Source organism: Paracoccus seriniphilus, assembly GCF_028553745.1.
GTDB lineage: Bacteria > Pseudomonadota > Alphaproteobacteria > Rhodobacterales > Rhodobacteraceae > Paracoccus > Paracoccus seriniphilus.
On the sequence record NZ_CP067129.1, the window covers coordinates 2,285,392 to 2,310,683 of the forward strand.

29 protein-coding genes, 1 pseudogene and 1 riboswitch are annotated in these 25,292 nt (G+C 61.3%); of the genes and pseudogenes, 14 read left to right on the forward strand and 16 right to left on the reverse strand.

Annotation, left to right across the window (positions count from 1 at the left end; genetic code table 11):
- Positions 1–36: 36 nt before the first annotated feature.
- On the reverse strand, positions 37–1,044 hold the full coding sequence (locus JHW44_RS11140) for an ATP-binding protein (RefSeq protein WP_089342816.1): 1,008 nt from the start codon (positions 1,042–1,044) through the stop codon (positions 37–39).
- 507 nt (positions 1,045–1,551) lie between these two features.
- Between JHW44_RS11140 and JHW44_RS20520 the strand changes: the two are divergent.
- Together JHW44_RS20520 and JHW44_RS20525 are read left to right on the forward strand one after the other, a co-directional pair.
- A pseudogene (locus JHW44_RS20520) lies at positions 1,552–1,773 on the forward strand (WYL domain-containing protein); the annotation flags it as partial.
- Positions 1,774–1,838: 65 nt separating this feature from the next.
- Positions 1,839–2,276: a helix-turn-helix transcriptional regulator gene (locus tag JHW44_RS20525; protein WP_245846744.1), complete on the forward strand. Its 438-nt coding sequence runs from the start codon at positions 1,839–1,841 to the stop codon at positions 2,274–2,276.
- 65 nt (positions 2,277–2,341) lie between these two features.
- Here JHW44_RS20525 and JHW44_RS11150 read toward each other — a convergent pair whose 3' ends face one another.
- Positions 2,342–2,488, reverse strand: coding sequence for a hypothetical protein (locus JHW44_RS11150; protein WP_179217612.1), 147 nt, complete (start codon positions 2,486–2,488; stop codon positions 2,342–2,344).
- A gap of 291 nt (positions 2,489–2,779) precedes the next feature.
- On the opposite strand from JHW44_RS11150, the gene tig reads away from it, so the two are divergent.
- On the forward strand, positions 2,780–4,114 hold the full coding sequence (gene tig / locus JHW44_RS11155; RefSeq protein ID WP_089342890.1) for a trigger factor: 1,335 nt from the start codon (positions 2,780–2,782) through the stop codon (positions 4,112–4,114).
- Between the two features lie 126 nt (positions 4,115–4,240).
- Complete coding sequence (locus JHW44_RS11160) at positions 4,241–4,663, forward strand: DUF1489 family protein (RefSeq protein WP_089342815.1); 423 nt, start codon at positions 4,241–4,243, stop codon at positions 4,661–4,663.
- A 9-nt stretch (positions 4,664–4,672) separates the two neighbouring features.
- On the opposite strand, the gene JHW44_RS11165 is transcribed toward JHW44_RS11160, so the two are convergent.
- The 8 genes from JHW44_RS11165 to purC form a co-directional block, all read right to left on the reverse strand.
- Positions 4,673–5,827: an iron-containing alcohol dehydrogenase gene (locus JHW44_RS11165; protein WP_089342814.1), complete on the reverse strand. Its 1,155-nt coding sequence runs from the start codon at positions 5,825–5,827 to the stop codon at positions 4,673–4,675.
- A 97-nt stretch (positions 5,828–5,924) separates the two neighbouring features.
- Positions 5,925–6,404: a 6,7-dimethyl-8-ribityllumazine synthase gene (locus tag JHW44_RS11170; protein WP_089342813.1), complete on the reverse strand. Its 480-nt coding sequence runs from the start codon at positions 6,402–6,404 to the stop codon at positions 5,925–5,927.
- Positions 6,405–6,473: 69 nt separating this feature from the next.
- Positions 6,474–6,604, reverse strand: a riboswitch (FMN riboswitch).
- A gap of 70 nt (positions 6,605–6,674) precedes the next feature.
- Positions 6,675–7,499, reverse strand: a complete 825-nt coding sequence (locus JHW44_RS11175) for an ABC transporter permease (RefSeq protein ID WP_089342812.1) — start codon at positions 7,497–7,499, stop codon at positions 6,675–6,677.
- Positions 7,496–8,374 (reverse strand): ABC transporter permease, encoded by an 879-nt coding sequence (locus JHW44_RS11180; RefSeq protein ID WP_089342811.1) that lies wholly within the window; start codon positions 8,372–8,374, stop codon positions 7,496–7,498. The genes JHW44_RS11175 and JHW44_RS11180 overlap by 4 nt, the downstream gene beginning before the upstream one ends.
- Positions 8,375–8,428: 54 nt before the next feature.
- Positions 8,429–9,160: a transporter substrate-binding domain-containing protein gene (locus JHW44_RS11185; protein ID WP_089342810.1), complete on the reverse strand. Its 732-nt coding sequence runs from the start codon at positions 9,158–9,160 to the stop codon at positions 8,429–8,431.
- 27 nt (positions 9,161–9,187) lie between these two features.
- Positions 9,188–9,988 carry an ABC transporter ATP-binding protein gene (locus tag JHW44_RS11190; RefSeq protein ID WP_089342889.1) on the reverse strand — a complete coding sequence of 267 codons (801 nt, stop codon included), beginning with the start codon at positions 9,986–9,988 and terminating at the stop codon, positions 9,188–9,190.
- An 80-nt stretch (positions 9,989–10,068) separates the two neighbouring features.
- Positions 10,069–10,308 (reverse strand): phosphoribosylformylglycinamidine synthase subunit PurS, encoded by a 240-nt coding sequence (gene purS / locus JHW44_RS11195; RefSeq protein WP_089342809.1) that lies wholly within the window; start codon positions 10,306–10,308, stop codon positions 10,069–10,071.
- 11 nt (positions 10,309–10,319) lie between these two features.
- Positions 10,320–11,081 (reverse strand): phosphoribosylaminoimidazolesuccinocarboxamide synthase, encoded by a 762-nt coding sequence (gene purC / locus JHW44_RS11200; protein ID WP_089342888.1) that lies wholly within the window; start codon positions 11,079–11,081, stop codon positions 10,320–10,322.
- Positions 11,082–11,208: 127 nt separating this feature from the next.
- Here purC and JHW44_RS11205 point away from each other — a divergent pair, with 127 nt between their 5' ends.
- Complete coding sequence (locus tag JHW44_RS11205) at positions 11,209–11,526, forward strand: DUF1476 domain-containing protein (protein WP_089342808.1); 318 nt, start codon at positions 11,209–11,211, stop codon at positions 11,524–11,526.
- A 59-nt stretch (positions 11,527–11,585) separates the two neighbouring features.
- On the opposite strand, the gene JHW44_RS11210 is transcribed toward JHW44_RS11205, so the two are convergent.
- The 3 genes from JHW44_RS11210 to JHW44_RS11220 are packed head-to-tail and all read right to left on the reverse strand — an operon-like array spanning position 11,586 to position 13,877.
- The gene (locus JHW44_RS11210) at positions 11,586–12,920 is read right to left on the reverse strand and encodes an MATE family efflux transporter (RefSeq protein ID WP_089342807.1); all 1,335 of its coding nucleotides are present in this window, start codon (positions 12,918–12,920) and stop codon (positions 11,586–11,588) included.
- Between the two features lie 6 nt (positions 12,921–12,926).
- Positions 12,927–13,424 (reverse strand): PaaI family thioesterase, encoded by a 498-nt coding sequence (locus tag JHW44_RS11215; RefSeq protein ID WP_089342806.1) that lies wholly within the window; start codon positions 13,422–13,424, stop codon positions 12,927–12,929.
- 9 nt (positions 13,425–13,433) lie between these two features.
- Positions 13,434–13,877, reverse strand: a complete 444-nt coding sequence (locus JHW44_RS11220; protein ID WP_089342805.1) for a PaaI family thioesterase — start codon at positions 13,875–13,877, stop codon at positions 13,434–13,436.
- Between the two features lie 177 nt (positions 13,878–14,054).
- Here JHW44_RS11220 and JHW44_RS11225 point away from each other — a divergent pair, with 177 nt between their 5' ends.
- The 9 genes from JHW44_RS11225 (at position 14,055) to JHW44_RS11265 (ending at position 23,897) form a co-directional block, all read left to right on the forward strand.
- The gene (locus JHW44_RS11225; RefSeq protein WP_089342887.1) at positions 14,055–14,402 is read left to right on the forward strand and encodes a MerR family transcriptional regulator; all 348 of its coding nucleotides are present in this window, start codon (positions 14,055–14,057) and stop codon (positions 14,400–14,402) included.
- 111 nt (positions 14,403–14,513) lie between these two features.
- Entirely contained in the window at positions 14,514–14,912 is a 399-nt protein-coding gene (locus tag JHW44_RS11230; RefSeq protein WP_089342804.1) for a MerR family transcriptional regulator, read from the forward strand.
- A gap of 4 nt (positions 14,913–14,916) precedes the next feature.
- Positions 14,917–16,692, forward strand: a complete 1,776-nt coding sequence (locus JHW44_RS11235) for an acyl-CoA dehydrogenase C-terminal domain-containing protein (protein WP_089342803.1) — start codon at positions 14,917–14,919, stop codon at positions 16,690–16,692.
- 268 nt (positions 16,693–16,960) lie between these two features.
- Positions 16,961–17,602, forward strand: coding sequence for a glutathione S-transferase family protein (locus JHW44_RS11240; protein ID WP_089342802.1), 642 nt, complete (start codon positions 16,961–16,963; stop codon positions 17,600–17,602).
- Positions 17,599–18,810 (forward strand): acetyl-CoA C-acetyltransferase, encoded by a 1,212-nt coding sequence (locus JHW44_RS11245; protein ID WP_089342801.1) that lies wholly within the window; start codon positions 17,599–17,601, stop codon positions 18,808–18,810. Before JHW44_RS11240 ends, JHW44_RS11245 begins: the two co-directional genes overlap by 4 nt.
- Before the next feature lie 15 nt (positions 18,811–18,825).
- Positions 18,826–21,012 (forward strand): 3-hydroxyacyl-CoA dehydrogenase NAD-binding domain-containing protein, encoded by a 2,187-nt coding sequence (locus JHW44_RS11250; RefSeq protein WP_089342800.1) that lies wholly within the window; start codon positions 18,826–18,828, stop codon positions 21,010–21,012.
- Between the two features lie 141 nt (positions 21,013–21,153).
- Positions 21,154–22,338, forward strand: coding sequence for a toxic anion resistance protein (locus JHW44_RS11255; RefSeq protein WP_089342799.1), 1,185 nt, complete (start codon positions 21,154–21,156; stop codon positions 22,336–22,338).
- Complete coding sequence (locus JHW44_RS11260) at positions 22,335–23,345, forward strand: DUF2927 domain-containing protein (protein ID WP_089342798.1); 1,011 nt, start codon at positions 22,335–22,337, stop codon at positions 23,343–23,345. The genes JHW44_RS11255 and JHW44_RS11260 overlap by 4 nt, the downstream gene beginning before the upstream one ends.
- Before the next feature lie 123 nt (positions 23,346–23,468).
- Positions 23,469–23,897 carry a VOC family protein gene (locus JHW44_RS11265; RefSeq protein ID WP_089342886.1) on the forward strand — a complete coding sequence of 143 codons (429 nt, stop codon included), beginning with the start codon at positions 23,469–23,471 and terminating at the stop codon, positions 23,895–23,897.
- 75 nt (positions 23,898–23,972) lie between these two features.
- On the opposite strand, the gene JHW44_RS11270 is transcribed toward JHW44_RS11265, so the two are convergent.
- The 3 genes from JHW44_RS11270 to JHW44_RS11280 form a co-directional block, all read right to left on the reverse strand.
- On the reverse strand, positions 23,973–24,485 hold the full coding sequence (locus tag JHW44_RS11270; RefSeq protein ID WP_419182519.1) for a MarR family winged helix-turn-helix transcriptional regulator: 513 nt from the start codon (positions 24,483–24,485) through the stop codon (positions 23,973–23,975).
- 96 nt (positions 24,486–24,581) lie between these two features.
- Positions 24,582–24,887, reverse strand: coding sequence for an FAD assembly factor SdhE (locus JHW44_RS11275; protein WP_336385704.1), 306 nt, complete (start codon positions 24,885–24,887; stop codon positions 24,582–24,584).
- Positions 24,874–25,269, reverse strand: coding sequence for a helix-turn-helix domain-containing protein (locus JHW44_RS11280; RefSeq protein WP_089342796.1), 396 nt, complete (start codon positions 25,267–25,269; stop codon positions 24,874–24,876). The genes JHW44_RS11275 and JHW44_RS11280 overlap by 14 nt, the downstream gene beginning before the upstream one ends.
- Positions 25,270–25,292 lie beyond the last annotated feature (23 nt).

Below are 25,292 nucleotides of genomic sequence, written 5' to 3' on the forward strand. Positions count from 1 at the left end.
TCCACCTCGAGCACCCCTTGTTTCTCGGAGACCACATCATTCGAGTTCCACGACATGCACGTCAGGGATCACCTCGCGCCCCAGGTCGACGAGGTGCCGGTGATGAGTAAACATGATCGCCTGTCCGGTCTGCCCCATCTCGGCGGTCAGTGACAGAGCCGCGGCCGCGCGGGTGTCGTCGAAAGTTTCGAGGATGTCGTCGGTCAAAAACGGGAGCGCCCCGTAGCGGGCGGTGAAATCGGCATGGCCGGCCACCCGCAGTGCCAGGTAGAGCCGGCCACGCGTGCCGGTGGACATGGCGTCGGCGGCGACCGGCTGGCCGTCGCGGATGCCGACGAGCCGCTCGCCCGCCCCCGTCGGCTGCGCCTCCAGCTGCGGCCATTCCCCACCGATCATGCGCGTGAAGGCGCGTTGGGCGGACTCGAGCATCGGGCCACGACGGTTCTCACGCAGACGGCGAAGCGCGCCCGAGGCCGCCATCAGCCCGATCCAGGTTTCGGCGGCACGGCGCGCGGCCTCGCGCAGCTCTTCCAGAAGGGCGGCCCGCGCCTGCCCCAGGTCCACGCCGCCGGCGGTGCCGAGCGCGGCGTTCAGCGCCTGCCGCGCCTCGCCCCGTCTGCCGATGGCCTCCTCCCGGTCCGTCTCCGTATCCTCCACGGCCTCGCGCAAAGTGTCGGTGCGGCACGGGTCAATTTCGGCCTCCTCGGCGGATAGCGCGTCGGCATCGAACCCTTCGGCGGCCCTGGCGCGCTCTGCATTCAGTTCCGCGATCTCGGTTCGTAGCCCGTCCCGGTCCAGACAGCGGCGCAGGGCGCTCAGCGGGTCGTCCCCGGGAGCGATCTTCTGGCCCCGGAAGACGGTAGCGATCTCTTCGGAGGCCCGCTGCGCCGAGCGGGCCTGGCTCTCGCGCTCCGCCTCGAACTTTTCGCGCGTCTTGCGGGTCTCCTCGATCCGGCGGGCGGTTTCGCCCATCGCGCTGTCGCGCGCCGCCTGGGTCCTGAGCGGGGAGTCGAGATGGAGGTCCGCCACGTGCAGGAACTTCATGACTTGATCCTTTCGTTTTGCGGCTCCGACATGCAGCGGGGCACTCTCCGCATGACTATCAGTTCCGTCTATTCGCGACGCCCCAACGATTCGTTGACAGGGTCATTGAAACGAAAGAGGATGTCGAAACCTGTCACTCGCCAGGAGCCGCAAATGTCCTACAGCAAGGCCACCGACCTGCTTCGCCTCGCGGACATGGCCACACGCGCGTTTCGAAGGTGTTTCCCTGCAAGAGATCGCCGAGGAATTCGGGTGCGACCATCGCACGGCACAGCGGGTAACACGCGCCTTCGAAGCCGCGTTTCCACAGATCGAAGTGAACGAAGATGCGGAACGCCGGCGACGCTGGCGCCTTCCCCGTTCCGACCCGCGCTGGCTCCAGGCCCGAGGGCTGCGCGACAGCGAACTTGCCGCGCTCGACATGGCGGCCCTGCGCGCCGAGCGCGATGGCGCGTCTGACGATGCCCCAAGCGCCTCTGCGCTCTTCGGGACCGTTTGCTCGCCGCCATGCCATCCTCTCTGGCACGCCGGACCGAGGCCGACGCCGAGGCATTGCTCGAAGCGCAGGGGTTCGCCTCCCGCCCGGGGCCCCGCGTCGTGACGGACACGCACTTGCTCGGCGTGTTGACCGAGGCGCTGCGCGCGCCTTGGAGGCTCAGGGTCTCATACCGCGGTGCACGGGACGACCGGCCGAGGGAACGGCTCGTCGAGCCCTACGGCCTTCTTCTGGGAACCCGCCGCTATTGGGAACCCGCCGCTATCTTGTGGCGCGCCCCGCGGTCGGTGATGGCATCATGCTCCGCTACCGCCTCGATCGGATCGAGACCGCCGAGATCACGGCAGAGAACTTCCGCCGCGATCTCGACTTCGATCTCGCCGCATATGCCTCCCGCGCCTTCGGGTCCTATTACGGTGATGACGAATACGGCCCCGTTACTTGGCGTTTCTCCCCGGAGGCGACAGCAACGGCTCGGCAGTTTGTCTTTCATCCCGACCAATCGATAACCGAAGAGCCAGACGGCTCTCTAATCGTTCGATTTGAGGCCTCCGGGCACTTAGAAATGGCTTGGCATCTTTACATGCGGGGCAACCAGGTAGAAGTCTTGGAGCCTGCGGCCTTGCGGGAAATGGTGCACGACCACCGGCGTGCGGATTTCCCAGCTTTGCCTCGACCCGACTATCCTACACCATGTTCCAACGAACAGAAATCAAATGCCCTCGGCGTAACCTAAGACGATGCCAGCCAATCGGCTGGCCAGCGCATCTGCAGCTTGCGTGACAACGTGCTACGAAACTGCTACGAGCGATCCAGAGCCACGGCAAGCAGCCGATTTTGAATGATTTTTTCAGGGTAGGTCCAGTCCATCATCGGGGCAACCGAAAGGCGGGCAGCACTGCGGATTTCGGCAAACCCCGGTTCCATGTGGTTCTTCGGCTCCGTCATCTCGCGCGCTTTCTCCGGTTTCCACCTGATTTTTTGCCGCCTTCGGCATAAACGCTACAGCATGTAGCACAGACGCCGCCCTCTACCACCTTGCGGTGACCAATTTCCACTGCCCTGTTCGACCGGCCCGCGGTTTCACGCCCAAGGCAGCGGCTTCTCATCCCCCCCCGCATCGGGTCGCAAAATCTTCTGCCGCCCGCAATCCGCTTGCAGTGCAGCGTCGTGACGACTAGAAGTGCCCAAATTTTCAGGCCGCCGTGCTCGGTGGCCCTTCTTGCTATGAGGACGATGATGCAGGTCAAGGAAACCCAGAACGAAGGTCTGAAGCGGGGCTATCAACTTACCCTGCCAGCCGCCGACCTGGCCGCGACGGTCGACGCCAAGCTGAAAGAGGCGCAGCCCGAAATCGAAATGAAGGGCTTCCGCAAGGGCAAAGTCCCGATGGCGATGCTGAAAAAGCAATTCGGCCCGCGCGTCATGGGCGATGCCATGCAAGAGGCCATTGATGGCGCTCTGCGCAAGCATCTGGAAGAATCGGGCGACCGCCCGGCCGCCCAGCCCAAAGTCGAAATGGAAGATGGCGAGAACTGGAAAGAAGGCGACGATGTCGTCGTCAATGTTTCCTACGAAGCTCTGCCGGAAATCCCCGAAGTCGATCTGAGCAAGCTGTCGCTTGAGCGTCTGACCGTTCCCGCCGAAGAAGCTGCGGTGACCGAAGCGCTGGAAAACCTTGCGAAATCGGCTCAGAACTTCGAGGACCGCCGCAAGGGCAGCAAAGCCAAGGATGGCGATCAGGTCGTGATCGACTTCAAGGGCTTTGTCGATGGCGAAGCTTTCGAAGGTGGCGAAGCCGAGGACTATCCGCTGGTGCTGGGCTCCAACAGCTTCATTCCGGGCTTTGAAGCGCAGCTTGTCGGCGCCAAGTTCGACGAAGAGATCAAGGTCGAAGTCAAATTCCCCGAGGAATATGGCGCCGAACATCTGGCCGGCAAGGACGCCGTGTTCGAATGCAAGATCAAGGCGGTCAAGGCCCCCAAGCCTGCCGAGATCGATGACGAACTGGCCAAGAAATTCGGTGCGGAAGATCTGGACGGTCTGAAAAAACAGATCACCGAGCGTCTGGAAGCCGAATATGCCGGTGCAGCACGTGCGATCATGAAGCGCGGCCTGCTGGATCAGCTGGACGAGCAGGTCAAGTTCGAACTGCCCGAATCGCTGGTCGAAGCCGAAGCGCAGCAGATCGCGCATCAGCTGTGGCATGAAGAGCATCCCGAGGTCGAAGGCCACAATCACGACGCCATCGAGCCGAGTGATGAGCACAAGAAACTGGCCGAGCGCCGGGTCCGTCTGGGCCTGCTGCTGGCCGAAATCGGTCAGAAAGCCGAAGTCACCGTGACCGATCAGGAAATGACACAGGCCGTCATGCAGGCCGCACGTCAGTATCCGGGTCAGGAACGCGCATTCTTCGAATTCATCCAGCAGAACCAGGCTGCACAGCAACAGCTGCGCGCACCTCTCTTTGAGGACAAGGTCGTTGACCATATCGCTGAACAGGCGACCGTCGAAGAAAAGAAGGTGACCAAGGAAGAGCTGGAAAAAGCAATCGAAGCTCTGGACGAGATCTGATCTGCGTCACATTGTGATCGGGAAAGCCGTGGCATCTGCCGCGGCTTTTTCTTTATGGGGTGACGCGATGCCCTTCGGGCTGGGCTGCTCTTGCATGCATGGCCCACCGAGCATATTTGCAAAAGCATGACCGCCCCATTGAACCTGATAAAACTCTGCGTCGGCGCCGAAGGCCCCGAGGATCTGGAACGCTGGCAAGATATGCGGTTCGGGGACGGCCCGGCCGTTCATGTCACCCGGATGTGGCCCAAGCGCGAGGCAGAGCTGCTGGATGGCGGTTCGATCTATTGGGTATTCAAGGGTGTTCTTCTGGCACGGCAGAAGATCCTGCGGCTGGATGAAAGCTTTGGCGAGGATGGCATTCGCCGCTGTGCGCTGGTTCTGGACCGCGAGTTGCACCGTGTCTCGGCCGTGCCGCGCCGCCCCTTTCAGGGCTGGCGCTATCTGGCCGGAGAGGACGCACCGCCCGATCTGCCCAAGGGCCGCGAATCCGAAGACCCCCTGCCGGCCGAGATTGCCGCCGCACTGGCGCAGATGGGGCTTGTCTGAACGGAACCGCTAGCCGGCGGCACGCATGATGTCGCGCAGATCATCCGCCGACAACATGGCCGGATTGGCCTTCATGGAGGATGAGCTGGCGGCGGCCCGTGCTGCGCCCTCGATCGCCTCTTCATCGACGCCCAATGCGCCAAGCGACAACAGCCCCGAATCCTGCGAGAACTGGATCAGCCTTGTGACTGCGGCTTCCATGTCCCCCCCCTGCCCGCCGAATCCAGCATTGATCCAGCCGGCGACCTGATCCAGCCGCGCGATCAGGGCCGGATCGCCTGCGGCACGCCGATTGGCGCGCAGCACATGAGGCAGCAGCACGCCGCAGATCGCGCCATGCGGCGCTTTGGTCAGCCCGCCCAGGGGACCGGCCAGCCCATGCACCGCCCCCAGACCGGAATTGGCCAGCGCCAGCCCGCCACACAGGCTGACCCATGCCATCTCGTCCCGTGCGGCAGCATCTTCGCCCTGCATCAACCGCTGGATCGCAGCCAGGCCACGTGGAATCGCGTCACGGCACAATGCGTCGGTCATAGGATTGGCGCGGGTGCAGACATAGGGTTCGATCACCTGGGTGATCGCATCCAGTCCCGAGGCCAGCGTCACGTCGCGCGGGCAGCCATCGGTCAAGGCAGGATCCACAATCGCCAGACGCGGCAACATGCTCGGGTCGCGCAAGCTGACCTTGCGCCTGTGCCGGGGAACACCAATGACGGCGTTGCGCGTGACCTCGGCCCCGGTTCCGGCGGTCGAAGGCATGGCAACAAAGGGAAGCGGCGGGCAATCCAGCGGCAGGCCCAGCCCGACGACCTCAAGATGATCCATCAGAGGCCGGGTCGCAGGCACCAGCGCGGCAATCGCCTTGCCTGCATCAATGGCCGCACCACCTCCCAGGGCAACGACAGCCTGAACCCCGGCCTGACGGGCCTGCCGGACGCCTTGTTCGATCAAGGACATTTCAGGCTCGCCGGGCACCGGAAATTCGACGATCTCGCAGCCAAGTGCGACCAGCTCTTGCACCAGATTGCGGCTGCGGCCTTCACCCCGACCGCGCACCAGCAGCAGCTTCTGCCCCAGGGCATGAATCCGCGCAGCAGCGCCATCGGCCTGACCGCGCCCGAACAGGATTTCCGTGGCGGTGGCAAAAGAAAATGCGGTGGTCATGGGCGTCATCCTGTTCAGTTGGCTGCACCTGCCCTATCGCAATTGCGACCGCCGCGGTCAAACGGCCACGCCATGACGGCGCGACCGTTTGGTGTCATCATGCAACGGCGGCGCGATCCTCGGCTGCCAGCGCGGCATCAAGTTCCAGCACCTGACGCACGGCTTCGGCAGCTTCGGCACCTTTCTTGATGAAATGCTCGCGATAAAAGCCCGTCAGCGCGTCAACCTCTTGATAGTTGTGGGGCGTCAGAGAGACCGAGAAACAGGGCACTTCGGTTTCCAGCCCGACATTCATCAGGCCCGTCACGACCGCGCCCGCGACGAAATCATGCCGGTAGATCCCGCCATCCACCACGAAGGCAGCCGCGACGATGGCGTCATATTTTCCGGTCTTGGCCAGTTTCTTGGCCAGCAGCGGCATTTCAAAGGCGCCGGGCACATCAAAGGCATCGATCACGGCATTGGGCAGCAGCGACTTTGCCTCGGCGGTAAAACCGTCATGGGCGCGGTCGACGATATCCGCGTGCCAGCGTGCCTTGATGAAAGCGATACGGGGAGTGGTGGTATTGGTCTTCATTTCGGAACCTTCCGTTACTTGCGTCAGGTCCCAGAGCACGAGCCATAACCGGCCTTGGGCAGGCACGATCACGGTTCTCTTCCATCCGGACTATACCGTCGGCCCCGGAATTTCACCGGATCTGCTGACCCTTCCCGAATGGAAGGCGCTCGCGGGCTATCACCGCCGGTGGGGAATCACACCCCGCCCTGAGAACATCATTTCGATAGCACGGGATTCGATTCTGTCCAAGATACCGAAACGAACTGTTTTATCCCATTCGCGACATGGTCAGCGAATCACCTGCGGACGATATTTCAGCCGCTGGCGCGCGCCGGGCAGATGCCGGTTCAGGCGTCGGTTCACCAGGCCAAACAGGGAAATCAGCAGCAGCGTGAACAGGATGAAATAACCCGCGACGATCGGATAGGCGACAAATGGATTGAAGGTCTTGTCAGCGAAATAGCTGGCGTAATACAGGCTGTCGCCGCGCTGCTGAAATGCCGGAAAGCCCGAGAAATAGACCAGCGCCGTGGCATGAAACAGGAAGATCGCCTCATTGGTATAGGATGGCCATGCCAGCCGCATCATCGTTGGCCAGATGACCTTGCGAAATTTCTTCCAGCCGGTCAGCCCATAGGCATCTGCGGCCTCGATATCGCCCTTGGGCACCGACATCAGGGCACCATGGAAGATCTGCGCCGAATAGGCAGAGGTGTTCAGCACCAGCACGATCAGCGCCCCCGCCCAGGCCTTGGTCAGCCAACTGGTGGCGACGGTGAAGCCGAAGATCTCGATCCCGGCACGGGGCAGCATGACCAGCGCCTCATAGGCCAGAAAGAACTGGATGAACAACGGGCTGCCACGGAACAGGAAGATGAAGGCATCGGCGGGCTTGCGTAACCAGGGGTTGCGACTGGCCTTGGCAATGGCCAGCGCATTGGCAAGGAAAAAGCCGATGAACAGCGCAAGAATGGCGAAATAGAGGTTCCAGATCAGCCCCGAGCCGATCAGCGTGAATTGCTGACACAGTGTGAAATCACTGCGCGGCAACAAGCGTTCGCCTATCCCGATGGACCGCAGCGCATAATCGGCGATCGTCTGCGTGCAGCTCATGCGGCCCCCTTGCGCAGCGCTTCGCCGCCCATCGTTGCCTGCCCCGAAGACAGCCGGCGTGTCAGTCTGGCGATCAGCCGTTCGGATATCCAGGTCATCAGCAGGTAGAACACCAGAATGCCAAGGAAGTAATACAGCCGCCAATCGGGGTGCGGATAGGCAAAGGCACTGGTCTTGGCCCCGCCCAGTTCACGCGCCCAATAGACGATGTCCTCGACCCCCAGCAGGAACAGCAGCGGTGTGGCTTTCAGCAGGATCATCCACAGATTGGACAGACCGGGAATGGCATAGCTCCACATCTGCGGAATCAGCACCCGGCGGGTCACCTGACGCGGGCTCATGCCATAGGCCTCGGCCGTTTCCAGCTGGGCGCGCGGCACAGCCTGCATCGCCCCGTAGAGAACATTCGAGGCGAAGGCGCCGAATACCACCGAAAAAGCCAGCACCGCCAGAAACAGCCCATAGGCTTCATGCACCCAGGGCGCGGCCGAGGACAGCGGCAGCTTGGCCGCTGCGCAAACCACAAAGTCATTGCCCTGCCGGACCGGTTCATCGGTATCGCACAGCACCTGATGGCGCATCCATTCAAAGCCCTGATCCAGCGCGATCGGCACGAACAGGAAAAAGATGATATCGGGCACGCCGCGCACCATCGAGGTATACAGCTTGCCCCCCCAGCGCAGCAGCCGCAGCCGCGAGCGCGAGGCCATCGCCCCGCAGAACCCGAAGAACAGCGCGACCGGCGCCGTCACGGCCAACAACAGCAGAACCGTGCCGAAGCTGGCGTAAAACAACATGTTCTTGCCCGATGTGAGATAACACATCAGCCAGGCAAAGCCCTCCAACTGGGCGGGGTCGGCGCATTGTGCAAACATCGGGACACCTGCTTGCCGCCGCCGAAAGCGGATCCGGCGGCGGCATGTTTCAGATCATTCGAAGATCAGCGCGTCCTCGCCAAACCATTTCTTGATCAGCTCGTTCAGGCTGCCATCTTCCTTCATTTCGGTGATGGCGGCGTCGAATTTTGCCTTCAGCTCGGTATCGGACTGGCGCAGCCCCATGCCGATTCCCTCGCCCAGAGGCACGGTGTCATAGCCATCGACCCAGACCAGTTCTCCGCCCGATTCCTCGACGATCGGCACAAGAAAGTCCTTGTCGGCAAAGACCGCATCGGCCTCGCCATTGCGAACGGCGGCGACGGTCTCGTCGGGAGTTGCATATTCCAGCAGTGTCGCACCCGATTCGGCCACATGTCCGGCCTGAATGGTGTTGGTCTGTGCCGCGACCACGCCACCCATGATATCGGCGTCACCCGACAGCGCCGCATAGGCCGAAGGCATGGCAGGCGTATAGGGTTGGGTGAAGTCGATGACCTTCTTGCGTTCCTCGTTGATGTTCATCCCGGCCATGATCGTGTCATAGTTCGAGGACACGAGGTTGGGAATGATCGAATCCCAGTCATTCTTGACCCAGGTGCAATCCAGTTCCGCGCGTTTGCACAATTCATCGCCCAGATCGCGCTCGAAACCGTCTACCTCGCCGGAATCATTGACGAAATTATACGGAGGGTAAGCACCCTCGGTTCCCATGCGGATGGTCTGAGCAGTCCCCAAGCTGGCAGTCATGGCCAGAGCGGCGGCGGCAAACATCAGTTTTTTCATTTTGTTGTATTCTCCCGTTGGTAGAAATCAGGCAGCCATCGTGGCGCTGAGAAACTGGCGCAGCCGATCCGTCTGCGGTGCGCCAAACAGTTGGTCCGGCGGGCCTTCCTCGCAAATCACACCCTGATGCAGGAACACGACGTGATCGCTGACATCGGCGGCCAGACGCATGTCATGGGTCACGATGATCATGGTGCGATGTTCGCTGGCCAGATCCTTGATGACCTTCACGACTTCTTGTTGCAGTTCAGGGTCCAGCGCGCTGGTCGGTTCATCGAACAGCAGCGCCTTGGGGTTCATGCACAGCGCCCGCGCAATTGCGGCGCGCTGTTGCTGGCCACCCGACAGCTGGGCCGGCCAGGCATCGCATTTGTCACCGATGCCGACCTTGTCCAGCAGCATGCGGCCACGGGCCTCGACCTCGGCACGGTTCTCGCCCAGCACGGTGACCGGGCATTCGGTGACATTCTGCAGAATGGTCATATGCGACCACAGGTTGAATTGCTGAAACACCATCGACAGATTGGTTCGGAATCGCGTCACCTGGGCGCGATCGGCGGGATGGCGATCAAGCCCCTGCCCACGCCAGCGCACGGCCTCTCCGTCGAACAGGATATCGCCCTGCTGGCTGTCCTCCAGCAGGTTGCAGCAACGCAGCAGGGTCGATTTCCCTGACCCGGAAGAGCCGATCAGGCTGATGACATGACCGCGCGGTGCGGTCAGCGACACCCCCTTGAGGACTTCCAGAGGGCCATAGGCCTTATGCAGCCCCCTGATCTCGATGACAGGGGGCGCATTGGTGGAAACGGTGTTGTCTTGGCTATTCATCAGGGTATTGGGCGACAAATCAGTCCCGATTGCAACGATTTCACGCATCCCGTCGCGAAACGGGCGCCCGTGACCCTGCGTCAGGCGATTTCAACCGAGTATTTTTCAATCACGGTATTGGCAAGCAGACCCTTGCACATCTGTTCGACTTCGGCGCGCGCGGCTTCGGGGTCGGTGGCGTCCAGATCCAGTTCGATCAGTTTTCCCTGACGAACGCCGGACACATTCTTGTGCCCCAGCCCGCCCAGAGCGTGGCGGATCGCCTCGCCCTGAGGGTCCAGAACACCGTCTTTCAGCATGATGGTGACGCGGGCTTTCATCGGCGCATCCTTCAATTGATCGCAGTCGGTTTGAGGCTGGTGGTGTTGGCGGGCATCAGGCCCAGACGGCGCGCGACCTCGGTATAGGCATCGGTCAGATCGCCCAGGTCACGGCGGAACACGTCCTTGTCCAGTTTCTGCCCTGTCTTCATATCCCACAGGCGGCAGCTGTCCGGGCTGATTTCATCGGCCACGATCAGGCGCATGAAATCGTTGTCCCAGACCCGACCGATCTCGATCTTGAAATCGATCAGCTTGATGCCGACTCCGAAGAACACACCCGACAGAAAGTCGTTGACGCGCAATGCCAGCGACACGATGTCGTCCAGATCCTGCTGCGTGGCCCAGCCAAAGGCGATGATATATTCCTCGGAAACCATCGGGTCGCCAAGTTCGTCATTCTTGAAGCTGTATTCCACGATCGGGCGCGGCAGCAGCGTGCCCTCTTCCAGGCCCAGACGCTTGGACAGCGATCCGGCGGCGAAATTGCGCACGATCACCTCAAGCGGAACGATCTCGACCTGACGGATCAGCTGTTCGCGCATGTTGATGCGACGGATGAAGTGATTGGGCACGCCGATATTGGTCAGCCCGTTCATGAAGAATTCGGACAGGCGGTTGTTCAGCACGCCCTTGCCTTCGATCACCGCCTTCTTTTGGGCGTTGAACGCCGTCGCGTCGTCCTTGAAATACTGGACCAAAGTTCCCGGCTCGGTGCCTTCGTAAAGGATCTTTGCCTTGCCTTCATAGATTTTCTTACGCCGCGGAGCCATGGGCAGTCCGTCCTTTTGCATCTGACTGACCTGCGCCATAGCCCAGAACAGGGGCAAGGGGCAATACAGGCTTGCGGCAAAGGCCAGCAATGGGCATACCTGATATAACTGCAACAGGAGGCCGTACATGACCACCTTTGACGACCGCGAACGCGCCTATGAGGCGAAATTCGCACATGATGCCGATCTGCGCTTCAAGGCAGAAGCCCGCCGCAACCGCCTGCTGGGCGAATGGGCTGCGGAACTGCTTGGCAAATCCGGCGAGGATGTGCGGACCTATGCAATGAGTGTCGTGAGCTCCGATTTCGAAGAACCGGGCGACGAAGACGTCTATCGCAAGCTGGCAGGCGATCTTGAAGGTCGCGCCGATGCCGAAACCATCCGCGCCAAGATGGCCGAAATGATGGCCGAAGCACGCCGCCAGATCATCGAGGAACTGGACTGACCCACCGATGACGGAACAGGAATTCGGGGGGCATTCGCCCCCCCTTTTTCATTTTCGTTTCAGCCAGATATTGGCCGGGCGGCAGATTCGGCCCGGGAATACAGCCGCGCCATGGTCAGCCCGCGCGCGACATTCAGCACCATCAGCGCGGCCCACAGGCCGTGATTTCCCCAAAGTGGCGGCAGCACAAGCACCATCACCACATACAGCGCAACGGCCTGTATCATCGCGACACGCATTTCGCGCGTCAGCGTCGCGCCGATGAAAATGCCGTCCAGCATCCAGCTGGCGATGCCGATGATCGGCGCAAAGCCCATCCAGACCAGATACTGTCGGGCCTCGGCCCGAACCTCGGGTGCGGTGGTCAGCAGGTCGATGATCGCCCCGCCGGCGAACCAGAAGACCAGCCCCAGCAGCACGGCACCGCCCAGCCCCCATTGCGAGGTCAGTATCGCCGCCCGACGCACCTGCGCCGGACGCCGCGCCCCGACCGCCTGCCCGACCAGCGATTCGGCGGCAAAGGCAAAGCCATCCAGCGCAAAGGCGGTGATCGACAGGAACTGTACCAGCACCTGATTGGCCGCCAGGGTCACATCGCCCTGCGCCGCCCCCAGGAACAGGAATGACGTAAAGCAGGCCTGCAGCAGCACCGAGCGGATCATGATATCGGTATTCACGCGCAACAGCCGGTCCAGCTTGTCACGCGCAAACAGGGTCGCCATGTTGCGCGCCGCCCCCACTGCCGCCGCCAAGGCATGTCGCGCCATGAACAGACCCAGCGCCAGACCCGCGCTTTCGGCGATCAGGCTGGCCCATGCCACGCCGGCAACGCCCCAGCCCAGCGCCAGCACGAACCACAGATCCAGCAGGACATTCAGACCGTTCTGCAAGACCTGCAGGGCCAGCACCGCGCGGGTTCGCTCTATGGCGATCAACCAGCCGGTGATGGCATACAAGCCGATGGTGGCCGGGGCACCCCAGATGCGCACCGCCAGATAGCCACGCGCCAGCGATTCGACTTCAGCCGAGGCTGGCGCCAGTTGGAAGGCCGCCCAGAACAACGGCACCTGCAGCACGATCAAGGTCAGACCCGCCCCGCCCGCAACGGTCAGCGCCCGCAGCAGATGTGCCCCGACCTGCGGACCGTCACCCGCTCCATGACTTTGCGCGACCAGCCCGGATGTTCCCATCCGCAGAAAACCGAATACCCAATAGATCGAGGTCAGGATGACAGCCCCGATCCCGACCGCGCCGATCGGCTCGGCCCTGCCCAGTTGTCCCACGACTCCGGTATCTACCAGCCCCAGCAGCGGAACGGTTGCATTGGACAGCACGATCGGCAGGGCAATATTCAGCACGCGCCGATGGGTCAGCGACTGAACGGGATCGGACATGCGGCCTCAGCCCCGTGGCATCAGGAAATGCGCCGTCGCCTGCGCGATCAGCTTGGCGCGATTGTCCTGCCAGGCCTCGATCTGCACCGACGCATAGCGCCGCCCCGCGCGCACCACGCGACCACGCGCATAGACATCGCGCGGCAGGCCGCTGCGCAGATAGTCGATGGTGAAATCAATGGTCTTGGGCAATCGGGGCAGGCTGTCGGGCACATCGGCATCCGGCGCGATGCGCCCGGATTCAAGATCTTCCCACATGGTGGACCACGACAGTTCGATGATGGCGGTCATCTCCAGAAAGGCTGCCGTGACCCCGCCGTGAATCGCTGGCAACGCGGGGTTGCCGATCAGCTTTTCGTCAAAGGGCAGAACGGCTGTCAACTCGTCCCCGCGCCGGTCGAACTGCACACCCAGCCAGTTCATGTAGGGCACGCCCGACACCAATGCTCGCAAGGCCGAATCGCGCCGGTTCTTCACCTGATCCAATGGCTCTTTCCGGTCCATGACGCCCCCCTACCGTTCCACGGTGAAGGTTCCGGTCGCGGCGGCAACCGGACCGTCCCCGTCCTCATCCATCGCCACGGCCCGCAGAAAGGCCACGCTGCGCGTGATATGATAGCATTCCGCCTTGGCCGTGATCCGCTGCCCCGCCCGGGCTGCGCGCATGTAGTCGATGCGCAGGTCAATCGTTGCCGTCGATCTTGGCCGCTCGGGATGGGCCATGACCGCCGCGCCGCAAGAGGTGTCCATCAATGCCGAGACCACCCCGCCGTGGACGACATTGCGACGCGGATCGCCGACCAGATGCGGGGCCCAGGGCATGCTGATCGTCGCCTTGCCGTCGCCGATATCCTCGACATGCATCCCAAGGGCACGCGCATGGGGAATCGCTTCGATGAATTGTCGGGCGATCCGGGCCCGATCTTCCCGTTTGGCGTCATCGGCTCCGACAGTCATGCGCTTCTCCGATCATCTGATTGCCAAGGCTTAGCGCCTGTGCGTGTATTTCCTCAACCCCTGTCGCAGCAACGCGCCTTATGGTTGAGAACTGCTGGTGGAACAGCTAGCGTGCCATTGTGGCAAAAGTCGGAGGACCAGCAATTGCCGGACGAGCAAACGATCAGCTTCAAGGATATGTGCGCGCGTTTCGATGTCACACCTCGCACCCTGCGCTATTATGAATACATTGAACTGCTCAGCCCCAAGCGTGAGGGCCGCAGCCGGTTTTACGGCCCGCGCGAAGTCGCACGCATGACATTGATTCTGCGTGGACGGCGCTTTGGCTTTTCGCTGGAAGAGATCCGGCAATGGCTGTCGCTCTACGAGGAAAAGGGCAGCCGGCAGCAATATGAAAGCTGGCTGGCCCTGGCCGAACGGCAACTGAAGGTTCTGGATGAGCAGATCGCCGAGCTTCAGGCAGCGCGTGCAGATCTCGAATCCCTGCGCGACATCAGCAAGAAGGAAATGCAAGACATGACATGAGCCGACACGACGGCAGGACAACTTGTGACGTGGCGTCTTCCTTACGTTCACGTCAACCTGTGCATATACCGGTTTCGAGGGCAGTCGCTGACTGAGAGAGGAAACGCATCCATGCAAGAGGAACTGATGACAATTCGCGAGATGTGCGATGCGTTTGACGTTACGCCGCGCACCTTGCGTTTTTACGAATCCCGCGAATTGATCTTTCCTGAACGCAGGGGCCAGCGACGGCTCTATGACCGCCGCGACCGGGCCCGTCTGACCCTCATTCTGCGGGGCAAGCGCTTTGGCTTCAGCCTCGAACAGATACGACAGCTTCTGGAATTCTACGAGCCGGGGGGAAGCAACGTGACCCAGATCGCCGCGACATTGAAGGTCGGGCGCGATCGACTGGCCGATATGGAACGCCAATATGCGGAACTCGGTGAGGCCATCCACGATCTGAAAGCCCAGATCGCCGAGGCGACGGCCCGCCTTGCCGCCATGACACGCGACACGCACGAGGATTGATCCCATGCCGACTTACAGCGCACCGATACGCGATTTCCAGTTTCTGATGCATGATGTCCTGAAACTGCAAAACCAGAACTTGCCGGGCTATGCGGATCTGGACCGCGAATTCACTGCCGCCGTGCTTGAAGCCGCCGACAAGCTGGCCTCTGACATGCTGGTCCCGCTGAACAAGGTGGGTGACGAACAGGGCTGCACCCTGAAAGACGGTGTCGTTCACACGCCAGACGGCTTCAAGGAAGCCTTCGACGCCATGAAGGCAGGCGGCTGGACCGCATTGGATGCCGACCCCGAATATGGCGGCCAGGGTATCCCTTATCTGCTGGCCATTGCCACCAACGAGATATTCACGGCCGCCAACATGGCTTTTTCCATGTATCAGGGCCTCACCCATGGCGCCTATTCAGCCATCCACACCCATGGCACCCCCGAGCAGAAAAAAACCTATCTGCCGAAAATGGTCAGCTGCGACTGGACCGGCACGATGAACCTGACGGAGCCACATTGCGGGACCGATCTTGGCCTGCTGCGCACCAGGGCCGAACCCCAGGACGACGGCAGCTATCTTTTGACCGGACAGAAGATCTTCATATCTTCGGGCGATCATGATCTGGCCGAGAATGTCATCCACCTGGTTCTTGCCAAGGCCCCCGGCGGCGGAGAGGGCACCAAGGGCATATCGCTGTTCATCGTTCCCAAGTTTCTGGTCAATGAAGACGGCTCTCTTGGCGAACGTAACGCGGTCAGCGTTGGCAGCCTCGAAGAGAAGATGGGCATCCACGGCAACGCAACCTGTGTAATGAATTACGACGGCGCCAGGGGATGGCTTCTGGGCGATCTGCACAAGGGCATGCGGGCCATGTTCACGATGATGAACGAAGCTCGTCTCGGTGTCGCCATGCAGGGCTATGCCTGCGCCGATGCCGCATATCAGAATGCGGTCATCTACGCCAAGGACCGGTTGCAGGGTCGCGCGGCCACAGGCGTGGTCAATCCGGCAGGCGCGGCTGATCCCCTGATCGTCCACCCCGACATCCGCCGCAGCCTCATGGACCAGAAAGCCTTTATCGAGGGCGGACGTGCCTTGGTCATGTGGGGGGCGCATCTGATGGATCGCAGTCATGCCGGCGATGAAGATGCCGATGGACTGATTTCGCTTCTGACCCCGGTGGCCAAGGGGTTCCTCACCGACAAGGGATTCGAATCCACCGTGATGGCGCAGCAGGTGTTCGGCGGGCATGGATACATCGAGGAACATGGCATGAGCCAATATGTCCGCGATGCCCGGATCGCCATGATCTACGAAGGCGCCAACGGCGTGCAGGCGCTGGATCTGGTCGCACGAAAGCTGCCCCAGGACGGCGGACGCCAGATGATGGCCTTTTTCGAGAGGATCAAGGCATTCTGCAAGAAGCATGGTGACAACGACGCGATGGCCGAGGACTTCATCGCCCCACTGAAGGCCGCGTCCAAGGATCTTCAGACCGCAGCCATGTACTTCATGGAACGCGGCATGAAGAACCCGAATGACGCTTTGGCCGGATCGCATGATTTTCTGCATTTGTTCGGTCATGTGACATTGGGGTACATCTGGTCGCGCATCTGCCTGACGGCGCATCACGCGCTTGAAAACGGCACCGGGGACACCGAATTCTATCAGACCAAACTTGCAACCGGTCGATATTACATGAGCCGGGCGCTGCCGATGACCGCAACACATCTGGCGCGCATCCAATCCGGTTCCAGGCATGTAATGGCTCTGCCTGCAGATGCCTTCTGATCGCGGTTTCTGACCGAAAGGGCGCATGGGTATTTGGACGAAGAAGAAACGAAATGCGCCCCGACCTCGCCCGTGGACAAGCACGGGTACGGCGTATTCGGCCCGCAGGCCGGGGCGGCTTCTCCTTCGACGGTCATCGGCTCCCCAGCCTGTACCGCCCGAATTGTCTGGCATGGCGAAGTTGAAAAAAGGTTAACGCGCCTTCTTCTTTGCCCAAATACCCTGCGGGGTCCCGAGGGCGCAAAGCCCCCGGCTGCGAGGAGCAAACATGACTGCAAAACTCTGGTGTTTCGGCGAATCCGGCAATGCTTACAAGGCAGCACTGACCCTCGAGATGGTCGGTTATGATTGGGCGCCTGTCTATGTCGATTTCTTTTCCGGTGCGACACGCAGCCCGGAATTTCGTGCCATGAATGAAATGGGCGAGGTTCCAGTTTTCCGTGAAGATGATCTGATTCTGACACAATCTGCAGTGATCCAGCTTCACATTGCAAATCGCAGCGGCCGGTTCCTGGGGAAAGACAGCAATGAAACTCTGCGTTGGTTGATGTTCGACAATCACAAGATGTCTGGTCAAGCCGGAGCCCTGCGTTTCATGATGAACTTTCTGCCGCCCCGGAAACGCGCGCAAGGGGCAATCGACTATCTGCATGGCCGGGTCCAAGCAGCACTGCAGGTGCTGAACAACCGGCTTGAGGGACGCAATTGGGTTGCCGATGACGAGCCGACAATCGCCGATTTCGCATGTTGCGGATATCTTTTCTACGAAGAGCCCTTCGGTTTCGACCGCAAGGAATGGCCCAATATTGACCGTTGGCTGAACGGCATCACCGCTCTGCCCGGCTGGAAACACCCCTATGATCTGATGCCCGGAAACCCGTCCGACCGGGCAGTGAAGGAGGACATATGACCGACGCATATATCTATGATGCCGCCCGCACGCCGCGCGGGAAGGGACGCACTGATGGCAGCCTGCATGAGGTGACATCGCTTGCCCTGTCCGCACGGCTGCTGAATGCCGTCAAGGAGCGCAACAATCTCCGGGGTCACGCGGTCGAGGACGTGATCTGGGGCAATGTCACGCAGGTCAAGGAACAGGGCGGCTGCCTTGCCCGTTCGGCAGTGCTGGCCTCGGATCTGGATGAATCCATTCCCGGCCTTTCGATCAACCGCTTTTGCGCAAGCGCCATGGAGGCCGTCAATCTGGCTGCCAATCAGATCAAGGGTGGCGCGGGGCAGGCCTATATCGCCGGTGGCGTGGAAATGATGGGACGCGTCCCCATGGGCAGTGATGGCGCCGCTATCGCCGTCGATCCCAGCCTTGCGATGAAATCCTACTTTGTCCCGCAAGGGATCAGTGCCGATATCATCGCCACGGAATACGGGTTCACGCGCGAGGAGGCCGATGCCTTGGCCGCGGAAAGCCAGCGCCGCGCCGCGATCGCCTGGCAGGAAAACCGCTTTGCCAAATCGATCGTTCCGGTTCGCGACCAGAACGGGCTGATCATCCTTGATCGTGACGAACATATGCGCCCCGGCACCACCGCCGAGGATCTGGGCAAGCTGCGCCCCAGCTTCAAGGATATGGGCGAGTCCATGCCCGGTTTCGACAAGGTGGCCATGCTCAAATACCCGCATCTGGCCAGTATCAACCACATCCACCATGCGGGCAATTCTTCAGGGATCGTCGATGGGGCCGCTGCCGTGCTGATCGGCAATGCGGAATTCGGCAAGGCCCATGGCCTGAAACCGCGTGCCCGCATCCGCGCGACGGCCAAGATCGGAACGGACCCCACCATCATGTTGACCGGTCCCGTGCCGGTCACGGAAAAGATCCTGAGAGAAAGCGGCATGTCGATCAGCGACATCGACCTCTTCGAGGTCAACGAAGCCTTTTCCGCCGTGGTGCTGCGCTTCATGCAGGCCTTCCAGGTCGATCATGACAAGGTCAACGTGAATGGCGGCGCCATCGCCATGGGTCACCCCCTGGGTGCAACCGGGGCAATCATCATCGGCACCTTGCTGGATGAGTTGGAACGGCAGGACAAGAATGTGGGACTGGCGACCCTGTGCATTGCGTCCGGCATGGGCGCGGCAACAATCATCGAGCGCGTATAGGAGGAGATCGAAGACATGACCGATTTCACGATGGAAAAGAGCTCCGAGGGTCTCGCGACGATCACCTGGGACGTGCCCGGAAAATCAATGAATGTGCTGTCCATGGACGGCGCGGCAACGCTGAGCGATCTGATCGATGACGCGCTGGCCGATGACGGGGTCAAGGGCATCATCATCACCAGCGGCAAGAAGGATTTCGCCGCCGGGATGGACCTGAATGTCATCGCCGGCATGCGCGACAATGGCGGCGCTCAGGGCGTTTTCGATGGTGTCATGAGCCTGCATCACCTGCTGCGCAAGATCGAACTGGCCGGCATGGACCTCAAGACGAAAAAGGGCGGCAAGCCGATTGCCAGCGTCCTTCCGGGCACGGCGCTTGGCATCGGACTGGAGTTGCCGCTAGCGACACATCGCATCTTCGCCGCCGACAACCCCAAGGCCAAGATCGGCCTGCCCGAAATCATGGTCGGCATCTTTCCCGGCGCGGGCGGCACCACCCGCCTGTCACGCAAGCTGGGTGCGATGATGGCCGCGCCTTTCCTGCTGGAGGGCAAGCTGTCGGACCCGAAAAAGGCCAAGGCCGCCGGTCTGATCGACGAAGTGTCCGACGACCCTCTGGCCGCGGCAAGGGAATGGGTGCTGAATGCCAGCGAGGCCGATCTGGTCAAACCCTGGGATGCCAAGGGCTACAAGATGCCGGGGGGCGGACCGTTCCATCCGGCGGGCTTCATGACCTTCGTAGGAGCGTCGGCCATGGTCCATGGCAAGACCATGGGCGTCTATCCGGCGGCCAAGGCCCTGCTTTCGGCTGTCTATGAAGGTGCGATGGTGACATTCGATCAAGCCCTGAAGATCGAGGCGCGCTGGTTCACCAATGTGCTGATGAACCCCTCCAGCAGCGCAATGATCCGCAGCCTGTTCATCAACAAGGAAGCCCTTGAAAAAGGCGCGAATCGCCCCGAAGCCCCCGATCAGAGCGTGAAAAAGATCGGTATCCTTGGGGCTGGCATGATGGGTGCAGGCATCGCCTATGTCAGCGCCAGGGCCGGGATCGAGGTGGTGCTGATCGACGCCAGGCAAGAGGCTGCGGACAAGGGGAAGGCCTATTCCGAAGCCCTGCTGGACAAGGCAATCAGCCGCAAGAAATCGACCGAAGCGAAAAAGACCGAGCTTCTGGCCCGCATCACCGCCACGACCGATTATGACGCGCTTAAGGGTTGCGATCTGATCGTCGAGGCCGTGTTCGAGGACCCTGCCGTCAAGGCCGAGGTCACCCAGCGCGCCGAGGCAGTCATCCCCGAGGATGCAATCTTCGCCACCAATACCTCGACCCTGCCGATCAGCGATCTGGCCCGTGCCAGTGCCCGGCCCGAACAGTTCATCGGCATCCATTTCTTCAGCCCGGTCGACAAGATGCTGCTGGTCGAGATCATCAAGGGCAAGGCCACCGGCCCCCGTGCCGTGGCCAAGGCGCTGGATTTCGTGCGTCAGATCCGCAAGACCCCGATCGTCGTCAATGACGAGCGCTTCTTCTACGCCAACCGCTGCATCATCCCCTATATCAACGAGGGCATCCGGATGGTGGGCGAAGGCGTGAACCCGGTTCTTGTCGAGAATGCGGCCAAGATGATGGGCATGCCGCTGGGACCGCTGCAACTGGTGGATGAAACCAGCATCGATCTGGGCGTCAAGATCGCCAAGGCCACCCGCGCGGCCATGGGCGATGCCTATCCCGATGACGCTGTCGATCAGGTGATCTTCGCCATGGCAGATGAGGGTCGTCTGGGTCGCAAGACCAATGCCGGTTTCTACGACTATGACGACAAGGGCAAGCGCCAGGGCCTGTGGTCGGGGCTGGACAGCCGCTATCCGCGTGCAACGGATCAGCCCGAACTGACCGATGTCCAGCACCGGCTGATGTTCGCGCAGGCGCTGGAGGCGGTGCGGGCGTTGGAATCCGGTGTTCTGGAAGATATCCGCGAAGGCGATGTCGGCGCGATTCTGGGCTGGGGCTTTGCCCCGTGGTCAGGGGGGCCCTTTGGCTGGCTGGACATGATGGGCGCGGCCCGCGCCGTCGAGATCTGCGACGGGCTGACAGCAAAATACGGCGATCGTTTTGCCAGCCCTGCCCTGCTGCGCGACATGGCGGAAAAGGGCACCAGCTTCTATGACCGCTTTGGTGCAGCCAAGACTGCCGCCTGAAGCAGCAAATAAACAGGGCCGTTGCAGGACTGCACGGGGGGCGGATAATTCGCCCCCCGTCCCCGTTGAACGTCCCGCGAATCAGCATATGCTGCGGTGCATGTAGATGCCGCAGTTGCAATCGACAAAAGGATAGCCTGGATGACCGAAGACACCCGCCGTCGTGCCGAGGCAGCTCAGAAGGACATCGAGGACGTGACATCGGTGGTGCTGCCCGAACCGGGCCAGCCCCCGGTTTTGCTTGACGCGGCCGATCCCCAAACCAGCGAGGAAATCCGTCGTCGCATGGACGAACTGGACATGTCCGACAGCGGTTCCATCGTTCGCTTTGGCACCCGTGCACAGGCCGAACTGCAGGAAATCAGCCAGCGCATGCTGGCCGATGTCAAGAACAAGGATGTCGGCCCCGCCGGTGAAAGCCTGCGCGAGATCGTCACCACGATCCGAGGCTTTTCGACCGCGGAACTGGACATGCGGCGCGAACGCAGCTGGTGGGAAAAACTGATCGGGAAATCGGCGCCCTTTGCGAAATTCGTCGCCAATTACGAAGAGGTCCAGACCCAGCTTGACCGCGTGACCGCCGATCTTGAAAGCCATGAGCAGCGTTTGCTCAAGGATATCAAGGCACTTGATCTGCTGTATGACCGCACGCTGAAGTTCTATGATGAACTTGCGCTCTATATTTCGGCAGGCGAGGCCAAGCTGAAGCAATTGGATTCCAACGACATTCCGGCTCTGGAGGCGAGGGTTGAAGAGGGTCAGGAGGCCGAGCAGGTCATGCGTGCGCAGGAATTGCGCGATCTGCGCACCGCCCGCGATGATCTGGAACGGCGTGTCCATGATCTGAAGCTGACTCGCCAGGTGACCATGCAGTCGCTGCCCTCGATCCGTCTTGTGCAGGAAAACGACAAATCGCTGGTAACCAAGATCAATTCGACCCTGGTGAACACCGTGCCGCTGTGGGAAACCCAGCTGGCGCAGGCCGTCACGATCCAGCGCAGCGCCGAAGCTGCGCAGGCGGTGCGCGCGGCCAGCGATCTGACCAATGACCTGCTGACCCGCAATGCGGAAAACCTGCGTCAGGCAAATGCGCAGATCCGTACCGAGACCGAACGTGGCGTTTTTGACATCGACGCTGTGCGCACAGCCAATGCCGAACTGATCGCCACTATCGAGGACAGCCTGCGCATTGCGGATGAAGGCCGGGCACGCCGCGCCGCCGCCGAAGAGGATCTGACCCGCATGGAGGGCGAGCTGCGCGACGCGCTTGGTGCAGCTTCGGCCAGCCGCCAGCCCGACACGACAGGAAAGGTGACGCAAGCATGACCCTTTGGGCGGCAGTTCGACCTGCAGGCCTTTGCCTGCTGCTGCTTGCGGCCTGTGCAACACAGCCGTCCATTACGGCTGTTCCCCCCCTGCCCCGTCCCAGCCAGCCCGAGGAGCCCGAAGAACAGCCCAGTCAGGCTGATATCCGCATGGCGCGGGCTGAACGCAACCGCGCCGCAAATGACGCCGCGCATCGCGCGGCAAGCGCGCCCGATGAAGAACTGCGCCGCTATTATCAGGGCATGGAGGCAAGCCTGCTGTCGCATGGCCGGCTGCGGCGCGATCGCGTCCCGCAGGACGCCCCCATCGATGTGGACAGCCTGACCCGTGATTTCATCCAGATCGCCCTGCATGACGAATACAGCCGCAGCGGCGAAAGGCTGGTCGCAGATTCGCCCTCGGCTCCCCTGCGGCGCTGGAAGGATCCGGTCCGCCTGCAACTGAGCTTTGGTGACTCGGCGGATCAGGCGCTGCAACGTATCTATCGCGGTCAGGTCGCCGCCTTTTCGACGCGGCTGCAGCAGGCCACGGGACATCCGGTCAGCCTGACCGCCAGCAAGGGGAACTTTCACATCCTGGTCCTGAGCGAGGCGGAACGTCGCGATATTTCCAGCTATCTCGCCACGACCGTCCCCGACCTGCCCGCTGCGGATGTCGCGACCCTCAGTCAGTTGGATCGGGACAATCTCTGCACGGTCTTTGCCTATTCGCGCGGTGACCAGCAGTATTACGTTCGCGCAGTCGCAATCATGCGAGCCGAGCTTCCCTCCTTGCTGCGCAGTTCCTGCATCCATGAAGAACTGGCCCAGGGACTGGGTCTGGCCAATGACAGCCCCTCGGCAAGACCGTCGATTTTCAATGACGACGAAGAGTTCGCGCTGCTGACCCGCCATGACGAGCTTTTGCTGCAGATCCTTTACGATCCGCGCCTGCGCCCGGGCATGACCGCAGCCGAGGCAACGCCGATCGTGCGCAGCATTGCGACGGAACTGCTTGACGGCAATTGATCCCGGATGATGATTCCGCCGCAAGCGGCAGGCCTGCGAGGCAATTTGTCACCACCGAAACCTTATGTCATGGTCCGGCGGTAACATCGGGCTGCAGGGCCCGCCATGTCATATGAGGTCGAGATGAATATTCGCTATCTGCACACGATGGTTCGGGTCAAGGATCTGGATGCGACGATCCGCTTCTTCAAACTGCTGGGACTCGAGGAAACCCGTCGCATCGAGAACGACAAAGGCCGCTTTACACTGGTGTTCATGGCCCCTCCGGGGCAGGAGGAATGCCCGGTCGAACTGACCTACAACTGGGACGGTGACGAAGGGCTGCCTTCGGACAGCCGCCATTTCGGCCACCTGGCCTATCGCGTCGAGAATATCTACGACATCTGCCAGAAGCTGCAGGATGCGGGCGTGACCATCAACCGCCCCCCGCGCGACGGGCATATGGCCTTTGTGCGCAGCCCGGACAACATCTCGATCGAGCTGCTGCAAGAGGGGGAACATCTGCCCCCGCAAGAACCCTGGGCCAGCATGGAAAATACCGGCCACTGGTAAGACAGGGCCATTGGCAAGATCAGGCCAGTCGACGGGACGCATTGCCTTTGCGAACGGAAAGGCAATGCGTCCTGTTCAGTAGATATATCTGATCTGCTCCGTCCAGAAACGTTCGATACGCCTGCTTTGCATGTTCACCTGATCCAGCGGCGGATCGTCCAGGATACCCGATACGGCCAGACCCTCGGCATGGCGCTGGAACAGGTCATGCACGGTCCTGCGCACGTCCTGCCCGCTTTCGGTCAGCCTGACCCGCACCGAGCGTCGATCCAGATCACAGCGTTCGTGATGGATATAGCCCATCGACACCAGCTTCTTCAGATTGTAGCTGACATTCGATCCCTGATACATGCCGCGCGACCGCAATTCCCCGGCCGTGACCTCGGCTTCGCCCAGATTATAGATGATGAGGGCCTGCACGGGGGTCAGGTCATGGCGGCCGAGACGTTCGAATTCATCCTTGACCAGATCCAGCATCAGGCGATGCATCCGCTCCAGCAGTTGCAGCGATTCGAAATAGGCCTCGGTCTGGTCCGCGACCTCGTCAATAGCCGGGGCCTTGCGGCGATCTTGTTGATATTGTTGCATGTAACTCAGCATGACGGCTTGGGTTCCTGTAAGAACTTCCTTGCCGTCATCCTAGTCACAAAAGACCGAATCTTCGGTTAACGTCCCTTGCGGATGTCAGGCCGGGCTGCTTTGCCCGGCATGCGTGGCGATCCGGTCCAGAATTGCCGACAGTTCCTGCGGTCCGCGATCAGCGGAATCGGTGCCGGTCACACGACGCGTCACCCACAGATACAGATCCTGATCGTTTTCGGACAACAGCAGTTCATAGCTGGCCAGTTCCGCCTCGGACAGATCGGCCAGGCATTCGTCGGCGAAACGCCCCAGGATCAGGTCCATCTCTTTCATGCCACGGCGCCAACTGCGCATGGTCAGGCGCCGCAAACGGATGTCGCGGGGCTCTGTGGCGTCATTCTTGTCCAAGCAATCGCTCCAATCTTTCGATGCGCTGTGCGCTTTCTTCCAGCGTTCTTTGCAGGTCACGCAATTCACTTCTTAGCATCTGCCGCAAACCGTCGCCATCCTGCGGCCCCTCGCCTTCACCGGTCATCAGCCAGACCAGGGAAACCCCCAGCATGCCCGACAGACGCCCCAGAAAGGCGGCCCGAGGCTCGGCCTGATCGGCCTCCCAGCCCTCAAGCGTTTCGATCCGCACCCCAAGGCGCTCGGCCAGGGCGCCCAGATCAAGCCCCGCTCCCTCACGCGCCGCTGTAAGGCGGTCACCCAAAGTAGCCTGACCCTCGCCATATTCATCCTGATCCATCACACCCTCGCTTGTCGCGGCAATGGGGTCAGCGTAAGCCATGCAGGCACACAGTTCAAACCACC